We start from the raw sequence: 21793 nt of genomic DNA, 5'->3' as shown, positions 1-21793 counted from the left end.
AACGGAGAGCGGCGGGCCCTAGCACATTGTGGGCATGATCAGGGCGTTGTCCACAGTCCGCCGGTTGTCCACAGCACGGGCACCGTGAACCAGCAGAGGCTGCCCTCGCCGCCCTAGCCTCGCGCCGTGTCCAACGACGAGGAGACGGTGGTCCGGGAGCGACTCCGGCGGCTGATGCCCGGTGCCCGGGCGGATCACGGCGACGTACCGCCGCTGCCGGTGGCCGGGCCGGAGTCACCGTCCCGGCTGGACTGGCCGACCGTGCTGCTTCCGATTCACGCCGGTGGTGGCCCGCGCCCGCTGGCGGAAGTCTCGGATCCGGTGCCTGTCGCCGGGCCGCGATCAGATCCGCCCGAGTCGCTCCGGGGCGATGGGCCGCCCTCGTTGGAGGTCGAGCCGGCGCCGGAGGCGTTGCCGGTGTCCCGGTTGCCGGGGCCGGGCGTGTTCGACCCGGGCCGGCGGGGTGTGCGGGCGCTCGCGGTCGTCGCTGTTCTGGTGGTGATCGCCGCCGCCGGCTGGGCCTGGCGGGCGCGTCCTCAGGTGGAGCCGGTCGTCGCCGCGACGGGCGCTGCAGTCACCCCGGATCCGGCGGCCCCGGGCGGTGCCGACCCGGCGGCCCCGGGCGGTGTCGAGCCGGGGAGCACGGCGTCCGGGGAACTGGTCGTCGCGGTCGCCGGGAAGGTCCGCCGACCCGGGCTGGTCCGGATTCCGGCCGGGTCGCGGGTGGCCGACGCCGTCGAGGCGGCCGGCGGGGCGCTGCCCGGGGTGGACGTGGCGATGCTGAACCCCGCCCGGAAGGTCTCCGACGGCGAGCTGATCCTGGTCGGCGTGCCGGCGCCCGCCGCGCCGCCGGGGGCGGCGCAGCCCGGCGCGGCACCGGCCGGGGAGCCGGCGACCGGAGCGCGGGTCAACCTCAACACCGCGACCTCGGCCCAACTGGAGACGCTGCCCGGGGTGGGGCCGGTGCTGGCCCAGCGCATCATCGCGCACCGCGACCAGCACGGTGGATTCCGGACCGTCGGCGACCTGCGCCAGGTCAGCGGCATCGGCGACGCGCGGTACGAGCAGCTCAAGGACCTGGTGACCGTGTGAGTGCGGGCGACGAGAAACCACCTGACCTTCGGCTGGCCGGGCTGGCCGTGGCGGCCTGGCTCACCGCGCTGGCCGGGCTGCAGCTCGACGCCCGGCGTACGCTGCTGGTGTCCGCCGTCGCGGCCGGTCTCGCCCTGCTCGCGGCACTGCACCTGCTCGGAGTCGTCGCCCGTCCCGGCACCATCGCCCGCCGCTACGGCTGGATCGCGGTCGCGGTCCTGATCGGTGTCCTCTGTGGTGGCGCGGCCACCTCGGCCCGGATGGCCGTCCGCGACGCCGAGCCGCTGCGCGCCCTGACCGAGGAGGGCGGCCGGGTCACCGCCGAGCTGGTCGTCCGGGACGACCCCCGGGCGGTACGCGGTGGCATCGTGGGCCGTCCGCCGACCATGCTGGTGCGGGCGAAGCTGGTGACCGTCCACGGCCCGGCGGGGCAGCGGGTCACCGTACCGGCCCGGATGCTGGTGCTCGCCGACGATCCGGCCTGGCGCGGGTTGCTGCCCGGGCAGCGGCTCACCGCCGAGGGGCGGCTGGCGGAACCGCGCGGCGGCGACCTGACCGGTGCCGTGCTCACCACCACCGGGCCACCCGTCCGGCTCGGCTCGCCGTCGGCCCTGCAACGGGCCGCCGGTCGGCTCCGCGCCGGCCTGCAACAGGCCTGCGCGCCGCTGCCCGACGAGCCGGGTGGGCTGCTGCCGGGCCTGGTCGTCGGCGACACCAGCCAACTGCCCGACCCGGTGGAGGAGGACTTCCGCGCGACCGGAATGACGCATTTGAACGCGGTGTCCGGCTCCAATGTCGCGATCATCGTGGGCGCGGTGCTGTTGTTGGCCCGCTGGGCACGCGCCGGCCCGCTCCTGGCCGCCGGACTCTGTGGGCTGGCCCTGGTGGGCTTCGTCATCCTGGTCCGGCCGTCGCCGAGTGTGGTCCGCGCGGCCACCATGGGCGCGATCGGGCTCGCCGCGCTGGCCGCGGGCCGACCCCGGGCGGCGGTGCCGGCCCTGGCCGCCGCGGTGGCGGTGCTGGTGCTTGTCGATCCCGACCTGGCCGGTGACCCCGGCTTCGCGCTCTCCGTGCTCGCCACCGGCGGCCTGCTGCTGCTCGCGCCCCGGTGGCGGGACGGCCTGCGGCGGCGCGGCGTACCACCGGGGGCCGCCGAGGCGCTCGCGGTGCCGGCCGCCGCGCAACTGGCCTGCTCACCGGTGATCGCCGCCCTGTCCGGGACGGTCAGCCTGGTCGCCGTGCCGGCCAACCTGCTCGCGGTGCCGGCGATTGCCCCGGCCACCGTGCTGGGTGTGGTGGCTGCGATCGGGTCGCCGGTCTGGCCGGCCGGTGCCGAGTTCGTCGCCTGGCTGGCGCACTGGCCGGCCTGGTGGCTGGTGCTGGTCGCCCGGTACGGCGCCCGGGTACCGGCCGGCAACCTGCCCTGGCCCGACGGGGTGTCCGGGGCGCTGCTGCTGACCGGGCTGACCCTGCTCCTGCTGGTGGCGTTCCGCCGGCCGGTGCTGCGCCGGTTGGTGTTGGTGCTGGCGCTTGCGGTGGTGCTCGGCAGCATGCCGGTCCGGGTGTTCGCCCCCGGCTGGCCGCCGACGGGCTGGGTGATCGCCGTCTGCGCCGTCGGTCAGGGCGACACCGTGGTGTTGCCGGTGGCGGCCGGTCGGGCGGTGGTGGTCGACGCCGGCCCGGACCCGGCGGCGGCGGACGCCTGCCTGCGCCGGCTCGACGTGCGGCGGGTGCCGCTGCTGGTGGTCAGCCACTTCCATGTCGACCACACCGGCGGGGTGGCCGGGATCTTCCGTGGCCGGCAGGTGGACACGGTGCTCACTCCGCAGTGGCCGGAGCCGGCGACCGGGCGGGACCTGGTCCGAGCCACCGCCGCCGCGCACGGTACCCCGTTGGCGCCGGCGCCGACCGGGTGGCGCTACCGGGCCGGTACGACGGAACTGGTGGTGCTCGGCCCGCCGTACCCGATGCGCGGCACCAGGTCGGATCCGAACAACAACTCACTCGTGCTGCTGGCCACCGTGGGTGGGGTGCGGATCCTGCTCACCGGTGACGCCGAGACCGAGTTGCAGCGCGAGTTGCGGGAGCGGTTGCCGCCGGATGGGCTGCGGGCCGACGTGTTGAAGGTCGCCCACCACGGCTCGGCGTATCAGGATCCGGCCTTCCTGGACGCGGTCCGCCCGGCGGTGGCGCTGGTGCCGGTGGGTGCGGGCAACACCTACGGCCATCCCAGCGAGGCGGTGCTGGCCCGGCTGTCCCGCAACGGCGCGCGGGTGCTGCGTACCGATGTCGACGGGGACGTGGCGGCACTTGTCGGCCCCGTGGGCCTGGCGGTGGTGACCGCCGGCGTCGACCCGAGCCGGGCCAAACGATGAATAGATCAGCTTTTGTGGCAAAAAGAGATAGATGTCTGGATTTGCGCTGTGTGCGGGGTCCGCCCGCACACTGTGCACGACCGGGCTGGACCAGGCCGCCAAGCGTGCGAATATGGGCGGCGTGATCGCCGCCAGCGCCGCTCCTATTGTGCTCGTCCTCGGTGACGAGGAGCTGCTCGCCACGCGTGCGGTGACCGAAACCGTCACCGCCGCCCGGGCGGCCGACCCGGACCTCGACGTCCGGGAGTACGCCGCAGGTCAGCTCAGCGTCGGCGAGATCGACGAGATGCTCAGCCCGTCGCTGTTCGGCGGGCGCCGGCTGCTGGTGCTCCGCTCGGGTCAGGATGCCCGCAAGGATCTGGTCGCCGCACTGCTGGCGTACGCCAAGAATCCCGACCCGGACGTGCAACTCGTGGTGCAGCACCTCGGCGCGGCCAAGGGCAAGGCCTTCGCCGACGGGCTGAAGTCGGCAGGCGCGCAGGTGCTGCCGGCGGCCAAGCTCAAGGGGCACCGCGAGCGGGTGGCCTTCGTCCGCGACGAGTTCCGGCGGGCGGGCGGGCGGTGCACCGACGACGCCGCCGAGGCGCTGATCGCGGCGGTCGGCAACGACCTGCGCGAACTCGCGGCGGCCTGCTCGCAGCTGATCGCCGACACCGACGGCCGGATCGGCGCCGACACCGTGGCCCGCTACTACCGGGGCCGGGTCGAGGTGAGCGGTTTCACCGTGGCCGACGCCACCATGGTCGGTGACCTTCCGGGTGCCCTGGAGGCGCTGCGCTGGGCGCTGCACGTCGGAGTCGATCCGGTGCCGATCGCCGACGCCCTCGCCGACGGGATCCGCACCGTGGCCCGGGTCGCCTCCGCCGGGCGGGGCAGCCCCTACCAGTTGGCGAGCAGTCTGGGCCTGCCGCCGTGGAAGATCGAGCGGGCCCAACGGCAGGCGCGCGGCTGGACGCCCGACGGACTGGTCCGGGCCATGCAGGCGGCGGCCGAGTGCAACGCGGCGGTCAAGGGCGGCTCCGACGACCGGGCGTACGCGCTGGAGAAGGCGGTCTTCTCGGTGGCCGCCGCGCGACAGGGCGGCACCAGATGAGCGGAGCCCTCCGTGGCTCGTGGGCCACGATCCCGGCCGAGGAGGAGCGGTACCGCCCGCTCTACGCGCGGGTGCTCGGGCTGCGCTTCGTCAACCCGGGCGGGGTGCTCTGCTTCATGTTCTTCGAGGGGGCCATCGCGCTGGCGGCCCTGCTCACCCTCGCCGAGTTGGTGAAGTGGTGGGCGGTGTTGGTGCTGCCGGCGTCGGTGGCGGTGATGGTCAAGCTGAACGACCTGGTGGCCGCCGCGGTGATCCGCTGGGCCGCAGCCGTGCCCGAGCAGGAGCGGGACCGGTTCCGGCGGCAGATGGAACCGGTCGTCGGGCGGGTACGCGTCGACTGGCGCCCGCACCGCGTGGCCGGCGTGCTGGGCAGCGCGGATCCGGTGGAGGCGGCGCGGCCCGAGGGCCCCCATCCGGACCGGTCGCCGCCGGCCACCTGAGCCGGCACCGGGCGGCACCGGGCGGGAGAAGACGTGCGAGAGCCCCGAGGCGCTGAGCCGGCACCGGGCGGGAAAAGACGTGCGAGAGCCCCGAGGCAGCGGCCCCGGGGCTCTCGTCAGGTCTTGGCCCGCCGGATCAGGCGGAATCCAGGTTCGCCGGATCAGGCAGCGAACGACGCGACGCGCTTGGCGATCGCCGACTTGCGGTTCGCGGCCTGGTTGGTGTGGATGACGCCCTTGCTGGCCGCCTTGTCCAGCTTGCGCGAGGCGTCCTGCATGAGGGCGGTGGCCTTCTCGACGTCACCGGCCTCGGCAGCCTCGTGGAACTTGCGGATGGCGGTCTTCAGCGACGACTTGACCGACTTGTTACGCAGCCGGCGCTTCTCGTTCTGCCGGTTGCGCTTGATCTGGGACTTGATGTTCGCCACGCGACAGCCTCGTCTTGATAGCTCGGGTTGGTCAGCTTGTGCGCGCGACGAGCATGCGTCATCGCTGCGCGAAGAGCTAGGTTACCAGGTCGGCCCGGACGGGCCAAAACGGGTCAGGTCCAGCCCTGCCGGCGGGCCAGCCAGCCGAGCGCCTGTTCGCCGGTCCACCGCTGGTGGGCCGGGAGGCTGGCGGCGGCGGTCGGCGGTGCCGAGGCGGCGGCGGTCAGGTGGTAGCCGGCCAGGGCGGCGAGGGTCACGTCCAGCGCGTCGTCGGGTGCACCGGCGGCGGCCGGATGGGCGGCGAAGTGGCTGTCGACGTCCAGCCCGCTGGCGTACCCGGTGATCAGCAGCCCGGCCAGGTCGAACCAGGCCGGCCCATGGCAGAGCCAGCTCCAGTCGCAGAACCAGGCGGTGCCGGTGGCGTCGATGAGCACGTTGTCCACGCGCAGGTCGCCGTGGCTGAGGCCGACGGCCCCGGCGGCGTACCCGGGCAGGCGCGACTCCAGGTCGACCAGATCGGCGAGCCGACCGCGGAGCGCGGCGGGCAGCGGCGGCAACGGTTCCCGGCCGGCGGCCACCTCGCCCCACCAGAGGATGTCGTCGCGGGCGAGGTCGGCGAGCCGGGGCAGCCCGAGGGCGACCAGCTCGGTCGGCGGGTCGGTGAGCGCGGCGGCGATGTCGGCGTAGCCGGCGAGGGTGGCGGCCAACTCGGCCGGGGCCCAGGGCAGCCGGGGGGTGTGGCCGTCGACCGCATCCAGGCAGAGCGCGTACCAGCCGGCGTCCCACAGGGTCCAGCGCAGCCGGGGCACCGGCAGCCCGGCGGGCAACCGGGCCAGGACCGCCGCCTCCCGGGCGTACCAGTCGACCAGGTGCGGCTGCTCGGCGTGGGGCGCGGCCTTGACGAACGCGCTCGCCCCGTCGGCGGTGTGCAGCACCGCGGCGAAGCCCCGGGTGAAGCCGGCGCCGGCACCGTGGGCCTCGACCACCGGCGCGCCGAGCCGCGCCGAGATCGCCGAGCGCACCGCCGCCGGCAGCGTGTGCCACGCGGGCCGCTGGGCGGTCGCGTGGTACGAGACGGGCGGCGGGGACGGGACGCTCACCCCGACCATGCTGCCCGACGTCTGCCAGACTGCGAGGCCATGAGGACCGACGACTTCTGGCAGCTGATCGAGCAGGCCCGTGCCGGCGGGGGAGAGCCCGACGCCATCGCCGCCCGGGCCGTCGCGCTGCTCGCCGAGCGTGATCCGGAGGAGATCGTCGGGTACGCCCGCCACCAGCAGCGGGTCCTCGCCGCCTCCTACCGGGTCGATCTCTGGGGTGCCGCGTACCTGATCAACGGGGGTGCCTCCGACGACGGGTTCGAGTACTTCCGTGGCTGGCTGATGACCCAGGGGCGGGAGATCTTCGCCCGCGCGGTGGCGGAACCGGATTCGCTGGCCGGGCTGCCGCAGGTCCGGGCCGCCTCGCTCAGCGGCGAGGAGTTCGAGTGCGAGGACATGCTGGCCGTGCCGTGGGACGCGTACCGCAAGGCGACCGCGACCGATCTCCCGACGGACCGGGCGGCGCCGCCCGTGCCGGACCTTAACGACTTCTGGGACTTCGACGACTCCGACGAGGCCCGGCGCCGGCTGCCCCGGCTCGCCACCCTCTTCGTCGAGCCGCCCGAGGAGTGAGGTCCGCCGACCGTGCCAGGAGTGAGGTCCGCCGACCGTGCCAGGAGTGAGGTCCGCTGAGCGTCCCAGGCGTGGGTTCCGTCGAGCCGTCCCTGGAGTGACGGACGCCCGACCGGCGCTCGGCGGGGACGTGGGAGCATAGAGCAGGCCGGTACGTGCCGGCCCGCTCAACGTCAGCCGACCAGAACGGACCGCTGTGCCACCGACGCTCGATCCCGGCGCGAACGCTCCTGGTGCCACCGACCCGGCGCGGATCAGGAACTTCTGCATCATCGCCCACATCGACCACGGGAAGTCGACCCTGGCCGACCGGATGTTGCAGCTCACCGGCGTGGTCGACCCGCGCCAGATGCGCGCGCAGTACCTCGACCGGATGGACATCGAGCGGGAACGCGGCATCACCATCAAGAGCCAGGCGGTCCGGATGCCGTGGACCATCCGCGAGGGCGAGCGCGCCGGTGAGCAGGCCGTGCTCAACATGATCGACACGCCTGGCCACGTCGACTTCACCTACGAGGTGTCCCGTTCGCTGGCCGCCTGCGAGGGCGCCGTCCTGCTTGTCGACGCGGCCCAGGGCATCGAGGCGCAGACGCTTGCCAACCTCTACCTTGCGCTCGAGAACGACCTGCACGTCATCCCGGTGCTCAACAAGATCGACCTGCCGGCCGCCCAGCCGGAGAAGTACGCCGAGGAACTGGCCCATCTGATCGGCGGCGACCCGGCGGACTGCATCAAGGTCTCCGGCAAGACCGGTGAGGGAGTGCCGTACCTGCTCGACGAGATCGTCCGGCAGTTCACCCCGCCGGTGGGCGACGCCGCCGCGCCGGCCCGGGCGATGATCTTCGACTCGGTGTACGACGTCTACCGGGGCGTCGTCACCTACGTCCGGGTGATCGACGGTCGGATCAGCGCCCGGGACCGGATCAAGATGATGTCCACCGGCGCGGTGCACGAGCTGCTGGAGATCGGGGTCATCTCGCCGGAGATGGTGAAGGCCGACGCGCTCGGCGTCGGCGAGGTCGGTTACCTGATCACCGGGGTGAAGGACGTCCGCCAGTCCCGGGTCGGTGACACGGTCACCATCAACAACCGTCCGGCGGCCGAGCCGCTCGGCGGCTACAAGGACCCGAAGCCCATGGTCTACTCGGGCCTCTACCCGATCGACGGGTCGGACTATCCGGCGCTGCGGGACGCCCTGGACAAGCTCAAGCTCAACGACGCCGCGCTGACGTACGAGCCGGAGACCTCCGGGGCGCTCGGCTTCGGGTTCCGCTGCGGCTTCCTCGGCCTGCTCCACCTGGAGATCATCCGGGAGCGGTTGGAGCGGGAGTTCAACCTCGACCTGATCTCGACCGCGCCGAACGTGGTCTACCGGGCCATCTCCGAGGACGGCCAGGAGGTAGTGGTCACCAACCCGAGCGAGTACCCGACCGGCAAGATCGCCGAGGTGTACGAGCCGACGGTGCGGGCCACCGTGCTCACCCCGAACGACTACGTCGGCGCGGTGATGGAGCTCTGCCAGGGGCGGCGCGGCAGCCTGCTCGGCATGGACTACCTCTCCGCCGACCGGGTGGAGCTGCGCTACACGCTGCCGCTGGCCGAGATCATCTTCGACTTCTTCGACCAGCTCAAGAGCCGTACCAAGGGCTACGCCTCGCTTGACTACGAGCCCTCCGGCGAGCAGGCCTCCGACCTGGTGAAGGTCGACATCCTGCTGCACGGCGAGCCGGTGGACGCATTCAGCGCCATCGTGCACAAGGAGAAGGCGTACGCCTACGGCACCACGATCGCCGCGAAGCTGCGCAACCTGATCCCGCGCCAGCAGTTCGAGGTGCCGATCCAGGCGGCCATCGGCAGCCGGGTGATCGCCCGGGAGACCATCCGGGCGATCCGCAAGGACGTGCTCGCCAAGTGCTACGGCGGCGACATTAGCCGCAAGCGCAAGCTGCTGGAGAAGCAGAAGGAGGGCAAGAAGCGGATGAAGATGGTGGGCCGGGTGGAGGTCCCGCAGGAGGCCTTCATCGCCGCGCTCTCCTCCGACTCCGGCGACGGCAAGGCCTCCGGGAAGAAGTAACCGCCGGTTCGGGTGGCCCCGGGTGCGTCCGGGGCCACGCGTCCGACGTGCGTAAATGGCCGTGCCATCGATGGGCGACATGAACGGTGGCGGTTAGGTCGGCGCGTGGTGGTGTCGGGAGCGGTTTGGGGATTCGGCGTCGAGGGAACTGGATCGACACGACAGGAACCCCCCGCAAAACGACTTCTTCCGGTTAGGAGAGCGACAATGGAGCTCACCGTCTGGGGCATCATCACCGCGCTGATCGTCGGTCTGATCGTCGGCGCGCTGGGCCGGCTGGTGGTGCCGGGTCGGCAGGACATGCCGATCTGGCTGCACATGCTCATCGGTGTCGGCGCGGCGCTACTCGGTACGGTCCTCGCCCGCGCGATGGGCATCGCCACGGTGACCGCCGGCGTCGACTGGGCCGAGCTGGCCGTGCAGGTGGCACTGGCCGCGATCGCGGTCGCCCTGGTCGCCGGCGTGGGGAGTCGCCGCCGCGGCGTCACCCACCGGTAATCACCCTCGCCTCGCGGGCGTCCGGCCTCCTCGGCCGGGCGCCCGCTGACGTACTTGCCGGGCACCTGCGGCGACCTGCCGAGGTGCCCGGCGGCGTACCTGACTGCGGATTCGCCACCACGCTCTGCGGCCGGCCGGATCCGCTGTGGTGTTCTCGGGCCGCTTGGGCTGTCGCGGCGGGAAAAGCCGGTTTGGGAACTTAACGGGTCGGGCATTAGGCGGTCACGACAGCAACGCCACAAATTGTGGAACTTCTTTTGTGAAGGAGAGCGACCATGGAGCTCACCGTCTGGGGCATCATCACCGCGCTGATCGTCGGTCTGATCATCGGCGCGCTGGGCCGGCTGGTGGTACCGGGCCGGCAGCCCATGCCGATCTGGCTGCACATGCTCATCGGTGTCGGTGCCGCGCTGCTCGGTACCGTGATCGCCCGCGCTTCCGGCTTCGCCGAGACCGCCGGCATCGACTGGCGGGAGCTGATGCTCCAGGTGCTGCTGGCCGCGGTCGCGGTCGCGCTGGTCTCCGGGGTGGGCCGTAGCCGCCGGGGGGTCACCCACCGGTAACCGCTGAATCTCGAAAGGCGCCCGACCGCTCAGGTCGGGCGCCTTTCGTGTGTCGTACGTCCGGCGCACCTTCCCGTCGGCTGCCGGGAAGAGGACCCCGCTGGGCGAGCCGCCGAGGCGGCAAGATAGCAGGCGCTGTGCCCGGTCGCCATTGGCGTACCCGAATGCCCGCTCGCATCCCGGCATTGACCAGCGGCTACCTGGCGCGACCGCCGGTCAGGCAAATGGTGAAATGCCTGAGCCGTTTATCCCTGGTGGGTGGGGGACCTACCTTTCGGGTGATCGACCGGTAACGCGGGCGGCCCATCCACCTTGGACAACCCGGGGAGAGGAACAGCATGTACGCGGACATTCGGGGTACCAGACTCTTCTTTGACGTCGAAGGAGCGGGACTCGTGCCGGACGGGGCCGAGATGCGGCAGAAGCCCGTTCTCTTCGTGGTCCCCGGTGGCCCGGGCGGCGACCATAGCGGATTCAAACCCGCCTACTCGCCCCTGAGCGAGAAGGCGCAGCTCGTCTACTTCGATCACCGTGGCAGCGGGCGCTCCGCAGCCGGGCCGCTCGAGACGTACACGATGGACAACCACGTGGCGGACCTTGGCGCACAGTTACGGATGTTCGAGAACAGTGGGCACAACGTCGCCGACGACGAGTACGACGCGTTCATCGACGTGATCCGCGGCTTCCTCGATTACCCACCCGTGTCGAACGGCAGGGGGTGACCGGATCGAGCCGCCGCCGGCACCAACTCACCGCGCTGAGCCGATTCACGGACGCTGAGCCGGCACCAACTCACCGCGCGCCGGTGGCGGCGCCGAGCGTTAAAAGGGGCCCCCTGCTATGCACGAGGCGTTAACAGGGGGCCCTTCCTTGCACCTCGTCAGCGGAGCCAGGGGATGTTGCGGTTGAGCAGGCCGCGCTGCTTCAGCTCCTTGCGGAGCGGGATCTCGTCGTCGATGTAGCCGTCCCAGTTGATGCCCCAGTAGTTGGCGGTGTGGGTGCCCTCACCGCAGAGCTGGCGCTGCACCGGCGTGCGGTTGTTCCACCACTCGCCGTCCTTGTCGATGTGCAGCTCGTCCAGGGGGCGGATCCACCGGTAGGTGTAGCCGACGAAGAGCATCTTGCGGGTGATGTTCGACAGGTTCGTCGAGCGCGAGTGCCACTGCCGGCGGTCGAAGATGAAGGCGTCGCCCGGCTTGGCGGTGATCTCGACGGTGCCCTCCGGATCCGGGTTGTGCACCGTGGTGTCGGCCGGCCGGGGCAGCGAGTTCCACAGGTGGCTGCCGGGGATCACCTTTGTCGCGCCGCGACCGGTCTCCGAGAGGTCGGAGAGCACGTAGGCGACCTTCAGCGAGAACATCGGCCGGGGCAGGTTCGGGTCCATCGTCTCCGGGTCGGAGTTCTGCCGGTACCCGTCCTGGTGCCAACCCCAGTACGGCTTCTCCGGCTCCAGGGCCGGCGGGGTGACGTCCAGGTGGTTGTGGTGGCTGTAGATGTTCCACCCGGCCAGGCCCCACATGTAGGGGAAGGCGATCGGGTGGGTGAGCAGGTCGCCGAAGAGCTCGTCCCGCTCGAGGAAGCCCAGCAGGTGCAGGGTGCCGTCCTTGGTGGTCTTGCCCTTGGCCTTCTCCTCCTCGTAGATCCGGTCGACCGCAGCCTCGAGGGCGGCCCGGTGGTCCTCGGTCAGCACGTTTCGCAGCAGGAGAAAGCCCTGCTCATGGAACTCCTTGCGGTCGACGTCGCTGATCGGTTCGTAGCCGGTCCGGTCGCCGTAGTCGAATGCCACGTCGTACCCCTCCCCAAGAGGTGAAACCATTTCTGGGCACAGGCCGCCGATCGTAACTCGCTCGATCCAGCACCGGGGGCTGCCCTGCGGGCATCTCACGGGGATGGCGACCGAGGGCGTCGGTACGACTACCGGCCGCTACTGAACGTGCCGCCCGTGGGGTTTTCGTGGCGATATGACGGATTTTGCGGTGACTGCGGGTAGTGCCATCGAGTCCGGTTGGCCGCTGCGCGGAGCGATCACGCGTCCGCGAAGACCGCGGCGATCACGCGTCCGCGAAGACCTCGGCGACCACCTCGGCGGCCCGGTCGGAGTCGTCGCCGACCCGTTGCCACGAGCGCCCCCGGTTGGTCCACTCCAGGTCACCGAAGCGGACCCGCTTCACCCCGTGATCGTTGGCGTGGGCGACCAGCCAGTGCGCGTACCGCCAGCCCTCGCGTTGATCCGCTGCGGCCACCGTCAGGCCGGTCAGGCTGGCCGTGGTGGCCGAGGCGCCGAGCCCCCAGTCGAGGTTGAGCCCGCGACTCAGCGCGGTGGCCGCCGCCTCGCCGCGCATCGCCGGATCGCCGCCGAAGGTGCAGACCACCGCGCCGGTGGCGTGGCCGAGCAGGGCCCGGGCGAGCACCTCCGACTCGTCGGCCCACTTCTCGTACGCCTCCGGGAAGGCGGAGCGTTGCACCTTCTGCGCGGCGTCGGTGACCCGCATCTCCTCCCAGCCGCGCACCTTCTTCAGCGCCGCGTAGAACTTGTCGGCCGCGTAGCGGGGGTCGCGGATCTCGGTGGGGGTGCCCCAACCCTGGCTCGGCCGCTGCTGGAACAGGCCGACCGAGTCGCGGTCACCGCCAGCCAGGTTGCGCAGCCCGGACTCCTGGTACGCGGTGGCCAGCGCCACCACCACCGCCCGGTCCGGCAGCTCGTGCTGGATGCCGATGGCCGCGATCGTCGCCGCGTTCGCCATCTGGTGCGAGTTCAGGGTCACCGTGCCGTCGGCCTGCACCGTGCAACTCCGCCCGACCACCGGCAGGCGCAGCTGATCGCCGACCTGTCGCATCCCGAGGACGACGCCGACCGCGGCGACCAGCACGAGGACCACGCAACCCGCCACGACTGCCCGAGTCCGCACCCACACCTCCCGTACGACGACCCGCCAAGCGTACGTCCCCGTTCGGTCGATACGCCGTCGTCCGTCCGGTTCCATTCCGGGCGCGGGACCCACGCCGGGACGGAGGTTCCAGTTCCCCGTCCCGGCCGGTACTCACCTGTCGAGTCCGGGCCTCAACTGTCGAGCTCGGCCACCCAGCGCGGCGGACGCTTCTCCCGGAACGCGCTGATCCCCTCGACCCCGTCGGCGGAGCGGAAGTACCGGGTCGAGAGCTCGGTCAGCTCCGCCAGTTCGGCGCGCAGGTCGGTGGCGGCCGGGCGGCGCAGCAACTCCTTGGCACCGGCCAGCGCCGCCGGGGCGCCGCGGACAAGCGAATCGCAGTAGCGCCGCAGCACGCCGTCCAGCTCGGCGGCCGGCACGGCGGCGGTGACCAGCCCGATCTCGGCGGCCCGCGCACCGTCGAAGGTGTCGCCGGTCAGGTAGAGCTCGGCCGCCGCCCGGGAATGCAGCCGGGGCAGCACGGTCGCCGAGATCACCGCCGGGATCACCCCGATCCGTACCTCGGTGAAGGCGAAGGTGGCCTCGGCGGCGCAGACCGCCAGGTCGGCTGCGGCGATCAACCCCAGCCCGCCGGCTCGGGCCGGGCCGGCGATCCTGGCGAGCACCGGCTTCGGGCACTCCCGCACCGCCGCGAGCACGTCACCCAGCATCCCGGCGGGCACGGTCCCACTGGCGTACGCAGCCGCGGTCTCCTTCAGGTCCGCCCCGGAACAGAAGACCGGGCCGGTGTGGTCCAGCACGATCACCCGGACCGTGTCGTCGGCGACCGCGGCAGCCAGCCCGGCCAGCAGCTCGGCCATCAACGGCGTGGAGAGCGCGTTGCGGTTGTGCGGGCTGTCCAGGGTGAGCGTGGTCACGCCGCGGGCCGTGGTGACCCGCACCAGCGCGTCGGGAGAGGTCATGCCAGGGCACACTAGTGGCCATGCCCGGCGTGCTTCCAGCAGGCGACCCCGTACCCACCGACGGGTCGCTGCCCGTCTCCGCCCGTGCGGGCGTCGGCGAGCGGGGTTTCGGGGTGTACGTGCACGTGCCCTTCTGCGCCAGCCGCTGCGGCTACTGCGACTTCAACACGTACACCGCCGACGAGTTGGGTGGCGGGGCGAGCCGGGCGGACTACGCCGACACCGTGCTGGCCGAGCTGGCCCTGGCCGCGCGGGTGCTGGGCGACGCGCCACCCCGCCGGGTGGAGACGGTCTTCGTCGGTGGCGGCACACCCACCCTGCTGCCCGCCGACGACCTGGCCCGCATTCTCGACGCGATCGACCGCACCTGGGGGCTGGCGCCCGACGCCGAGGTGACCACCGAGGCCAACCCGGAGTCGGTCACCCCCGCCACGCTCAAGGAGCTACGGGCGGCCGGCTACACGCGGATCTCGCTGGGCATGCAGTCGGCGGCACCGGGCGTGCTCGCCGTGCTCGACCGCCGGCACCACGCCGGCCGGGCCACCGCCGCCGCCCTGGAGGCGCGCGACGCGGGGTTCGACCACGTCAACCTGGATCTGATCTACGGTACGCCGGGGGAGCGGGCCGAGGACTTCGCCGCCTCGCTGGACCAGGTCGTGGCCGCGGGGGTGGACCACGTCAGCGCGTACGCCCTGATCATCGAGGACGGCACCCGGCTGGCCGCCCGGATGCGCCGCGGCGAGCTGCCGTACCCCGATGACGACGTCGCGGCGGACCGCTACCTGGCCGCGGAGGCCACCCTCGGCGCGGCCGGTTTCTCCTGGTACGAGGTCTCCAACTGGGCCCGGACGCCGGCCGCCCGGTGCCGGCACAACCTGCTCTACTGGACCGGCGGCGACTGGTGGGGCCTCGGCCCGGGAGCGCACAGCCACGTCGGCGGCGTGCGCTGGTGGAACGTCAAACACCCCACGGCGTACGCGCAACGCCTGACCGCCGGTGAGTCACCCGGGCTGGCCCGCGAGGTGCTCACCGGCACCGAGGCGCAGATGGAGGAGGTCATGCTCCGGCTGCGGCTGGCCGCCGGTCTGCCGCTTGACGTCCTCGACGACGCCGGCCGGGCGGCGGCGGCCCGGGCGGTGGTCGACGGTCTGCTCGCGGCGCCCGCGCACGCGGCCGGCCGCGCGGTGTTGACCCTGCGCGGCCGGCTGCTCGCCGACGCCGTGGTGCGTGACCTGCTGCCGTGACCGGCGCACCGCCGGCCGGGCGGCGGGTCACTTGACCATGTTCACCGTCATCGGGTAGCGGTACAGCTGCCCCTCGTTGGCCTTCACCCCGGCGATGATGCCGAACACGATGCCGATGATCATCGCGGCGAAGCCGATGAGGACGCCGATGCCGATGCAGCTGAGGACCCAGCCCACCAGGGCGATGATCGACCAGAGCAGCTGGAAGTTCAGTGCGGCCACCGCGTGCGCGCGGACCGTCGGCGACTGGTTGCCACGGGCGATCATCGCGACCAGCGGCGCGATCCAGCCGAGCACACCGCCGCCGATCAACATCCCGGCGGCCCCGCCGAAGTGGGCGATCAGCACCCAGGTCTTGTCCTCGTTGTTGGCGTAACCGGCGGGCGGCCCGCCGTAGCCACCGGGCGGATAGCCGCCACCGGGTGGGGGGTAGCCGCCGGGCGGGGGGTAACCGCCGGGCGGGGGGTAACCGCCGGGTGGCGGATAGCCGCCAGGCGGCGGGTATCCGCCCGGCGGGGGATAGCCGGGCTGGCCTGACGAGCCGGAGAGTGGAGTGGTGGGTTCGTCGCCGGAGTTCGGGGGACGAGGTGGTTCAGTCATGGAGGTCACGGTAGGTGCCGGCGGCAACGGCGCACCATAGCGACACCGGCGCGTTCACGCCGCCGATCGGTCCGCCGGCCCGGCTGAGGTCTTGATCATCGCGTTGGCGGGGGCCCCGACGTAGACTGGCACTCGCTACAGTCGAGTGCCAGAGCATTCCGCTGCGGCCGTGGCACTCCGGACTCAGCTGCGACAGGAGGTGGGGAAGATGGGTCTCGACGACCGCAAGCTCGCCGTGCTCCGGGCGATCGTCGAGGACTACGTCGCCACCCAGGAGCCGGTCGGCAGCAAGGCGCTTGTCGAACGGCACCAGCTGGGCGTGTCGCCGGCCACCGTCCGCAACGACATGGCTGTGCTGGAGGAGGAAGGGTTCATCCGGCAGCCGCACACTAGTGCCGGCCGGGTGCCCACCGACCGTGGCTACCGCCTCTTCGTCGACCGGCTGAGCCGGGTCAAGCCGCTGAGCCCGGCCGAGCGCCGGGCGATCGAACGCTTCCTGGCCGGCGCGGTCGACCTCGACGACGTGGTGCACCGCACGGTCCGGCTGCTCGCCCAGCTGACCCGCCAGGTGGCTGTGGTGCAGTACCCGAGCCTGGCCCGCTCCCGCGTCCGGCACCTGGAGCTGGTGCCGATCTCCACCACCCGGCTGATGCTTGTGATGATCGCCGACACCGGCCGGGTCGAGCAGCGGTTGGTCGAACTGCCGGCGCCGATCCTCGCCGAGGACGTGCTCGACCTGCGCCGGCTGGCCAACGAGAAGCTGGTCGGCGTCCGGCTGTCGGAAACCCCGCCGCTGGTGCAGGCCCTCATCGACGAGTCACCGCAGGAACTGCGTCCGGCCATGACGACCCTCTCCACCGTGCTGCTCGAGACGCTTGTCGAGCGGCACGAGGAGCGGATCGCGCTGGCCGGCACTGCGAACCTGACCCGCGGCGGCCTGCTTGACTTCCACGGCTCCCTGCGACCCATCCTCGAAGCGCTCGAGGAGGAGGTCGTCCTGCTCAAGCTCATCGGCGAGGTGGAGCCGAGCACGCTACGGGTGCGCATCGGCGACGAGAACGAGATCGACAACCTGCGGGCGGCTTCGGTGGTCAGCACCGGATACGGCCCGGGCGCGACAATCGTCGGGGGGATGGGCGTGCTGGGACCGACCCGGATGGACTACCCCGGAACAATCGCCACGGTGAGGGCCGTGGCACGCTACGTGGGCGAGCTGCTGGCCCAGAACTGACCAGTCAGGGTCGGCGGTGACCGTCGACCGGCGTACGCGAGACGAACACGAGGACACGGGAACGCAGTGGCCAGGGACTACTACGGCATTCTCGGCGTGAGCCGGGGCGCCTCCGATGACGAGATCAAGCGCGCCTACCGCAAGCTGGCGCGGAAGTTCCACCCGGACGTGAATCCGGATCCGGAGGCACAGGAGAAGTTCAAGGACATCAACGCCGCGTACGAGGTCCTCTCGGACGATCGGAAACGGCAGATCGTCGACCTCGGCGGCGACCCGTTGGCGCCCGGCGGCGGCGGTCCCGGTGGCCCGGGTGGGCCCGGCGGGGCCGGTCCGTTCGTCGGTTTCCAGGACATCATGGACGCCTTCTTCGGCGGCGCCACAGGTGCCGGCCGGGGGCCCCGACCGCGGACCCGACCGGGGGCGGACGCGATCCTGCGGCTGGAACTCGACCTGCAGGAGACCGCCTTCGGCGTCGAGGCACCGATCACGGTCGACACGGCGGTGCTCTGCACCACCTGCTCCGGTGCGGGCACCGCGGCCGGCACCCACCTGGCCACCTGCGAGGCGTGCAGCGGCCGGGGCGAGGTGCAGTCGGTGCAGCGCACCTTCCTCGGCCAGGTGGTCTCCGCCCGGCCGTGCACCGTCTGCCAGGGCTACGGCACGACCATCCCGACGCCCTGCCCGACCTGCGCCGGTGACGGCCGGGTGCGCACCCGCCGCTCGCTGACCGTCAAGATCCCGGCCGGCGTCGAGGACGGCATGCGCATCCGCCTCGCCCAGCAGGGCGAGGTCGGCCCCGGCGGCGGCACCGCCGGAGACCTCTACGTCGAGATCCACGAGCGGCCGCACGACGTCTTCTCCCGCAAGGGCGACGACCTGCACTGCCGGGTCACCGTCCCGATGACCGCCGCCGCACTCGGCACCCGGCTGACCATCAAGACGCTTGACAGCGAGGAGCCGGTAGACGTCAAGGCGGGCACCCAGCCGGGCAGCACGCTGCGGCTGCGGGCCCGGGGCGTACCGCACCTGCGCGGCACCGGTCGGGGTGACCTCTACGTCCACCTGGACGTGCGTACCCCCACCAAGCTCGACGTCGAGCAGGAGCGGATGCTGCGGGAGTTCGCCAAGACCCGGGGCGAGGAGGTCGCCGAGCTGAGCAAGCAGGGCGGCTTCTTCTCCCGGATGCGCGACGCCTTCAACGGCCACGCCTGAGCGGCCCGCGTCGAGGCCGCCGCCCGTGTCCGCTCCGCTGTTCCTGGTCGAGTCGCTGCCCACCGCAGACTCGATGGTGCTCGACGGCCCCGAGGGGCACCACGCCGCCACCGTGCAACGGCTCCGGGTGGGCGAGGAACTGCTGCTCGCCGACGGCCGGGGCGGCACGGCCAGCGCGGTCGTAAGCGCCGTCGGCCGGGGCACCCTTGACCTGACCGTCACCGCTCGCGGGTACGTCGATGCGGCGAACCCCCGGCTGGTGGTGGTGCAGGGCATCGCCAAGGGCGACCGGGGCGAACTGGCCGTGCAGGCGATGACCGAGGCGGGGGTGGACGAGATCGTCCCCTGGGCGGCCGGCCGCTCGGTGGTGCAGTGGCGCGGCGACCGGGGCGTACGGGCCCGGGGCAAGTGGGTGGCCACGGCCCGGGAGGCGGCGAAGCAGGCCCGCCGGGCGTGGCTGCCGGTGGTGGCCGGCGCGCCTGACGAGTCCAGCACGTCGGTGGCCCGCCGGATCGCCGGTGCCGCCGCCGGTTACGTCCTGCACGAGGAAGCGACCGACCGGCTGACCACCGTCGAGCTGCCCGACCAGGGGGAGATCGTGCTGGTGGTCGGCCCCGAGGGCGGCATCACCCCGGCCGAGCTGTCCGCCTTCCGCGACGCCGGCGCCCAGCCGGTCCGCCTCGGTCCCGCGGTGCTGCGTACCTCGACGGCCGGCGTGGCCGCCCTGGCGGTCCTCGCCACCCGCCTGCTGCGGTGGTAAGCCGACTCTCCGACGTTGAGCGGTGGCGCTGGCATTGCCGACCAGCGCCGAATTCGCGCCGCCAGATGACCGTCACCCACTGCGGACTGCCGGAAGTGGCATCCATGAGTAGCGTGATTTCACGGTGAAATAATGATTTCACCGTGAAATCAGCGTCCCGGACGTCCATCGCCTCCCACGGGTTGTCTGCCGCGACCGGACGGTGCTCCGGGGCCGTGCCGGGACCTGCGGCACCCCGCTCGAACCGATCACCCCCAGGCCGTCAACCTGAGATCGGGCTTCTTCTACCTGTTCGACCGGCACATTCAACTCGCCGCGCTCGACCTTTCCAATGGTGTCGCGATACCAGGCGTCTACAATCTCGGCCGTTACGCCCCACTCGCGCATGGTGGCAGCGCCGCGGGGCTGTGGAGTTGGCGCGGGTCACCGCTGCGGTGGAGTTGGGTGACGGGGCGGCGGCGGTCGCCCGGCACCGGCACGCGATCCGCCGGGGCGGGTGGGCGGTGCTGCCGGTCGAGCATCGGGCCGCGTACCTGATCGACGCCGCCCGGGCGTTCCTCCAGGCCGGGGATCCGACGAACGCGGCACGTGCGCTGCTGAATGCGGAGCGGCTGGCGCCGTACGAGATTCGTCGCCGGCCGGTGGGCCGGGACGTGCTGGCGGAGATCGCCAGGGATCCGAAGGCGCCGGCGATGATCGGTGAGTTGGCGCTGAGCCTCGGGCTGGTGTGAACGGTGACCGCGCCGTTCCTGTCACTCGCGCAGATCCGCAACCGGCTGGCCCTCGCAGCCCGGCGCACCACGCACTTGAGACGTCGAGGAATTTTCCTTCCTTACACTGCCGGGATGGATTGTTTGTTCTGTCGCATCGTCGCCGGGGAGATCCCGGCCACGGTGGTCCGTGAGACGCCCAGCACGCTCGCCTTCCGGGACATCGATCCGAAGGCGCCGGTGCACGTGCTGGTCATCCCGAAGGAGCACTACGCGGACGTGGCCACCCTCGGGCAGGGCGATCCGGCGTTGGCTGGTGAGGTGCTCGCCACGGCCGCCGCGGTGGCCGAGGACGAGGGGCTGCTCGGCGACGGCTTCCGGCTGATGTTCAACACCGGCACGTACGGTGGCCAGGAGGTGTTCCACGCGCACGCGCACCTGCTGGGCGGTGCGCCGCTCGGCCCGATGCTGGTCCGGAGCGTGGCGTGAGTCCGGCCGCCGACCGTGGTGCCGCCGCCGGTCACCTGGACCGGATGGTGCGCAAGGTCCAGGCGCAGGCCCGGGTGCCGGCGATCTCGGCGGCGGTGCACCGCGCCGACCGGCCGTTGTGGACCTGCACGGTCGGCGGCACCGGCAACGACACGGCGCTTGACGAGCAGACCCGGTTCCGGATCGGCTCGGTGACCAAGACCTTCACCGCCGTACTGGTCATGCAGTGCCGCGACGACGGCCTGCTCGATCTCGACGACCCGCTGGAGCGGCACCTCGACCTGCCGGCGCACGGCGAGCTGACCGTACGCCGGCTGCTGTCACACACCGCCGGCCTGCAACGCGAACCGCACGGCGACGTCTGGGACACGCTGCGTGCGCCGGACGTCGACCGGCTGATCGCCGAGCTGGCCCAGGCCGAGCGGGTGCTGCCGCCCGGGCGTCGCTACCACTACTCGAACCTCGGCCTGGCGCTGCTCGGCCGGCTGGTCGGCCAGTTGCGCGGCGGGTCCTGGGCCGAGGTGCTTACCGAGCGGGTGCTGACTCCGCTCGGGTTGACCACCACCACGGTCGAGCCGGGCCCCCGGGCGGCGACCGGCTTCCTGGTCGACGCGTACTCCGACGAGGCGCGCCCGGAGCCACCCACCGACTTCGGCGCGGTCGGTCCTGCCGCGCAGCTCTGGAGCACGGCCGGCGACATGGCCCGGTGGGCGGCCTTCCTGGCCGATCCGGCGGCGCTGGACGCGGCCGGCCGGGTGCTCGCCCCGGTGACCCTGGACGAGATGCGCTGGCCGGTGACGGTCACCGACGAGACCCTCTGGGCCGGCGGCTTCGGCCTCGGCCTGATCCTGGTGCCGCAGGGTGACCGGGTGCTGCACGTCGGGCACGACGGTGCGATGCCCGGGTTTCTCGCCGGGGTCTACGGCCGCCGGGGCGGCGAGGGGACCCCGGCCGCGTTCGGCGCCGCTGTGCTCGGCTCCTCCGGCACTGCTGCCGAGCTGTTCGAGCTGCCGCACCGGCTGCTCGCCGCAGCGGTCGAACACGACCCGGCCGACGTCGACCCGTGGCGCCCCGGCGAGCCGGCCCCCGAGCCGGTACGCGGGCTGCTCGGCCGCTGGTGGGGCGAGGGCTTCGAGTACGTCTTCAGCTGGCACGACGGCACCCTGCGGGCCCGGGGCGCCGGTGACCCGCCGGGTAAGCCGCCGGCGGTCTTCGCGCCGGTGCCGGAGCGGCCGGACGTGTTCCGGACGGTCTCCGGCCGGGAGGTCGGTGAGCTGCTCCGGTTGACCCGCGACGACGACGGGGTGGTGGTCCGGATGCACTGGGCGACCTACCGGTTCACCCGGCACCAGGAGACCTTCGACCGGTACGACTTCCGGGCCTGACCCGCCCCGGCACGGCCGCCCGTTTTGTCCGCTGATGCACGGCTGTCGCGCCAGCCGAAATGGGCAGCCTGCCCGG

The 21793-nt window shown here is 72.4% G+C and carries 22 protein-coding genes; 16 read left to right on the top strand and 6 right to left on the bottom strand.

The window, feature by feature from the left end:
• Positions 1-126: 126 nt before the first annotated feature.
• From AC507J_RS22960 to AC507J_RS22945, 4 genes are all read left to right on the top strand, one after another.
• Positions 127-1092: a ComEA family DNA-binding protein gene (locus tag AC507J_RS22960; protein ID WP_496291237.1), complete on the top strand. Its 966-nt coding sequence runs from the start codon at positions 127-129 to the stop codon at positions 1090-1092.
• A complete protein-coding gene (locus tag AC507J_RS22955) occupies positions 1089-3467 on the top strand; it encodes a ComEC/Rec2 family competence protein (RefSeq protein WP_496291236.1) in 2379 nt (792 codons plus the stop codon). The genes AC507J_RS22960 and AC507J_RS22955 overlap by 4 nt, the downstream gene beginning before the upstream one ends.
• Positions 3468-3579: 112 nt before the next feature.
• Complete coding sequence (holA, locus tag AC507J_RS22950; protein WP_496291235.1) at positions 3580-4560, top strand: DNA polymerase III subunit delta; 981 nt, start codon at positions 3580-3582, stop codon at positions 4558-4560.
• A complete protein-coding gene (locus AC507J_RS22945) occupies positions 4557-5000 on the top strand; it encodes a hypothetical protein (RefSeq protein ID WP_496291234.1) in 444 nt (147 codons plus the stop codon). The genes holA and AC507J_RS22945 overlap by 4 nt, the downstream gene beginning before the upstream one ends.
• Before the next feature lie 161 nt (positions 5001-5161).
• Here AC507J_RS22945 and rpsT read toward each other — a convergent pair whose 3' ends face one another.
• Positions 5162-5428 (bottom strand): 30S ribosomal protein S20, encoded by a 267-nt coding sequence (rpsT, locus tag AC507J_RS22940; protein ID WP_496291233.1) that lies wholly within the window; start codon positions 5426-5428, stop codon positions 5162-5164.
• A 113-nt stretch (positions 5429-5541) separates the two neighbouring features.
• Positions 5542-6528, bottom strand: a complete 987-nt coding sequence (locus AC507J_RS22935; protein WP_496291232.1) for a phosphotransferase family protein — start codon at positions 6526-6528, stop codon at positions 5542-5544.
• A 39-nt stretch (positions 6529-6567) separates the two neighbouring features.
• On the opposite strand from AC507J_RS22935, the gene AC507J_RS22930 reads away from it, so the two are divergent.
• The 5 genes from AC507J_RS22930 (at position 6568) to AC507J_RS22910 (ending at position 10958) form a co-directional block, all read left to right on the top strand.
• On the top strand, positions 6568-7101 hold the full coding sequence (locus tag AC507J_RS22930) for a DUF4240 domain-containing protein (protein ID WP_496291231.1): 534 nt from the start codon (positions 6568-6570) through the stop codon (positions 7099-7101).
• A 196-nt stretch (positions 7102-7297) separates the two neighbouring features.
• On the top strand, positions 7298-9175 hold the full coding sequence (lepA, locus tag AC507J_RS22925; protein WP_496291230.1) for a translation elongation factor 4: 1878 nt from the start codon (positions 7298-7300) through the stop codon (positions 9173-9175).
• Positions 9176-9382: 207 nt separating this feature from the next.
• Positions 9383-9673: a GlsB/YeaQ/YmgE family stress response membrane protein gene (locus tag AC507J_RS22920; RefSeq protein WP_189047845.1), complete on the top strand. Its 291-nt coding sequence runs from the start codon at positions 9383-9385 to the stop codon at positions 9671-9673.
• 275 nt (positions 9674-9948) lie between these two features.
• Complete coding sequence (locus tag AC507J_RS22915; RefSeq protein ID WP_341717189.1) at positions 9949-10236, top strand: GlsB/YeaQ/YmgE family stress response membrane protein; 288 nt, start codon at positions 9949-9951, stop codon at positions 10234-10236.
• 395 nt (positions 10237-10631) lie between these two features.
• Positions 10632-10958 (top strand): alpha/beta fold hydrolase, encoded by a 327-nt coding sequence (locus AC507J_RS22910; protein ID WP_496291229.1) that lies wholly within the window; start codon positions 10632-10634, stop codon positions 10956-10958.
• A 158-nt stretch (positions 10959-11116) separates the two neighbouring features.
• On the opposite strand, the gene AC507J_RS22905 is transcribed toward AC507J_RS22910, so the two are convergent.
• The 3 genes from AC507J_RS22905 to AC507J_RS22895 form a co-directional block, all read right to left on the bottom strand.
• Positions 11117-12022, bottom strand: a complete 906-nt coding sequence (locus tag AC507J_RS22905) for a phytanoyl-CoA dioxygenase family protein (protein ID WP_496291228.1) — start codon at positions 12020-12022, stop codon at positions 11117-11119.
• A gap of 265 nt (positions 12023-12287) precedes the next feature.
• Complete coding sequence (locus AC507J_RS22900; RefSeq protein WP_496291227.1) at positions 12288-13151, bottom strand: hypothetical protein; 864 nt, start codon at positions 13149-13151, stop codon at positions 12288-12290.
• A 146-nt stretch (positions 13152-13297) separates the two neighbouring features.
• Positions 13298-14086 (bottom strand): enoyl-CoA hydratase-related protein, encoded by a 789-nt coding sequence (locus AC507J_RS22895; RefSeq protein WP_496291226.1) that lies wholly within the window; start codon positions 14084-14086, stop codon positions 13298-13300.
• Between the two features lie 20 nt (positions 14087-14106).
• Here AC507J_RS22895 and hemW point away from each other — a divergent pair, with 20 nt between their 5' ends.
• Entirely contained in the window at positions 14107-15330 is a 1224-nt protein-coding gene (gene hemW / locus AC507J_RS22890; RefSeq protein WP_496291225.1) for a radical SAM family heme chaperone HemW, read from the top strand.
• 27 nt (positions 15331-15357) lie between these two features.
• Here the strand turns inward: hemW and AC507J_RS22885 are convergent, their stop codons facing one another.
• Positions 15358-15930, bottom strand: a complete 573-nt coding sequence (locus tag AC507J_RS22885) for a DUF4870 domain-containing protein (RefSeq protein ID WP_496291224.1) — start codon at positions 15928-15930, stop codon at positions 15358-15360.
• Between the two features lie 208 nt (positions 15931-16138).
• Between AC507J_RS22885 and hrcA the strand changes: the two genes are divergently transcribed.
• The 6 genes from hrcA to AC507J_RS22855 all read left to right on the top strand — a co-directional run bounded on the left by hrcA (position 16139) and on the right by AC507J_RS22855 (position 21717).
• The gene (gene hrcA, locus AC507J_RS22880; RefSeq protein ID WP_496291223.1) at positions 16139-17161 is read left to right on the top strand and encodes a heat-inducible transcriptional repressor HrcA; all 1023 of its coding nucleotides are present in this window, start codon (positions 16139-16141) and stop codon (positions 17159-17161) included.
• A gap of 66 nt (positions 17162-17227) precedes the next feature.
• Positions 17228-18373: a molecular chaperone DnaJ gene (gene dnaJ, locus AC507J_RS22875; RefSeq protein ID WP_496291222.1), complete on the top strand. Its 1146-nt coding sequence runs from the start codon at positions 17228-17230 to the stop codon at positions 18371-18373.
• 25 nt (positions 18374-18398) lie between these two features.
• A complete protein-coding gene (locus AC507J_RS22870; protein WP_496291221.1) occupies positions 18399-19133 on the top strand; it encodes a 16S rRNA (uracil(1498)-N(3))-methyltransferase in 735 nt (244 codons plus the stop codon).
• A 413-nt stretch (positions 19134-19546) separates the two neighbouring features.
• Positions 19547-19864, top strand: coding sequence for a hypothetical protein (locus AC507J_RS22865; protein WP_496291220.1), 318 nt, complete (start codon positions 19547-19549; stop codon positions 19862-19864).
• A gap of 114 nt (positions 19865-19978) precedes the next feature.
• Complete coding sequence (locus AC507J_RS22860; RefSeq protein ID WP_496291219.1) at positions 19979-20332, top strand: histidine triad nucleotide-binding protein; 354 nt, start codon at positions 19979-19981, stop codon at positions 20330-20332.
• A gap of 44 nt (positions 20333-20376) precedes the next feature.
• The gene (locus tag AC507J_RS22855; protein ID WP_496291266.1) at positions 20377-21717 is read left to right on the top strand and encodes a serine hydrolase domain-containing protein; all 1341 of its coding nucleotides are present in this window, start codon (positions 20377-20379) and stop codon (positions 21715-21717) included.
• Positions 21718-21793 lie beyond the last annotated feature (76 nt).

Source organism: Micromonospora sp. PRAS1 (assembly GCF_059553435.1).
This window is presented reverse-complemented; position numbering and strand designations above follow the sequence as displayed.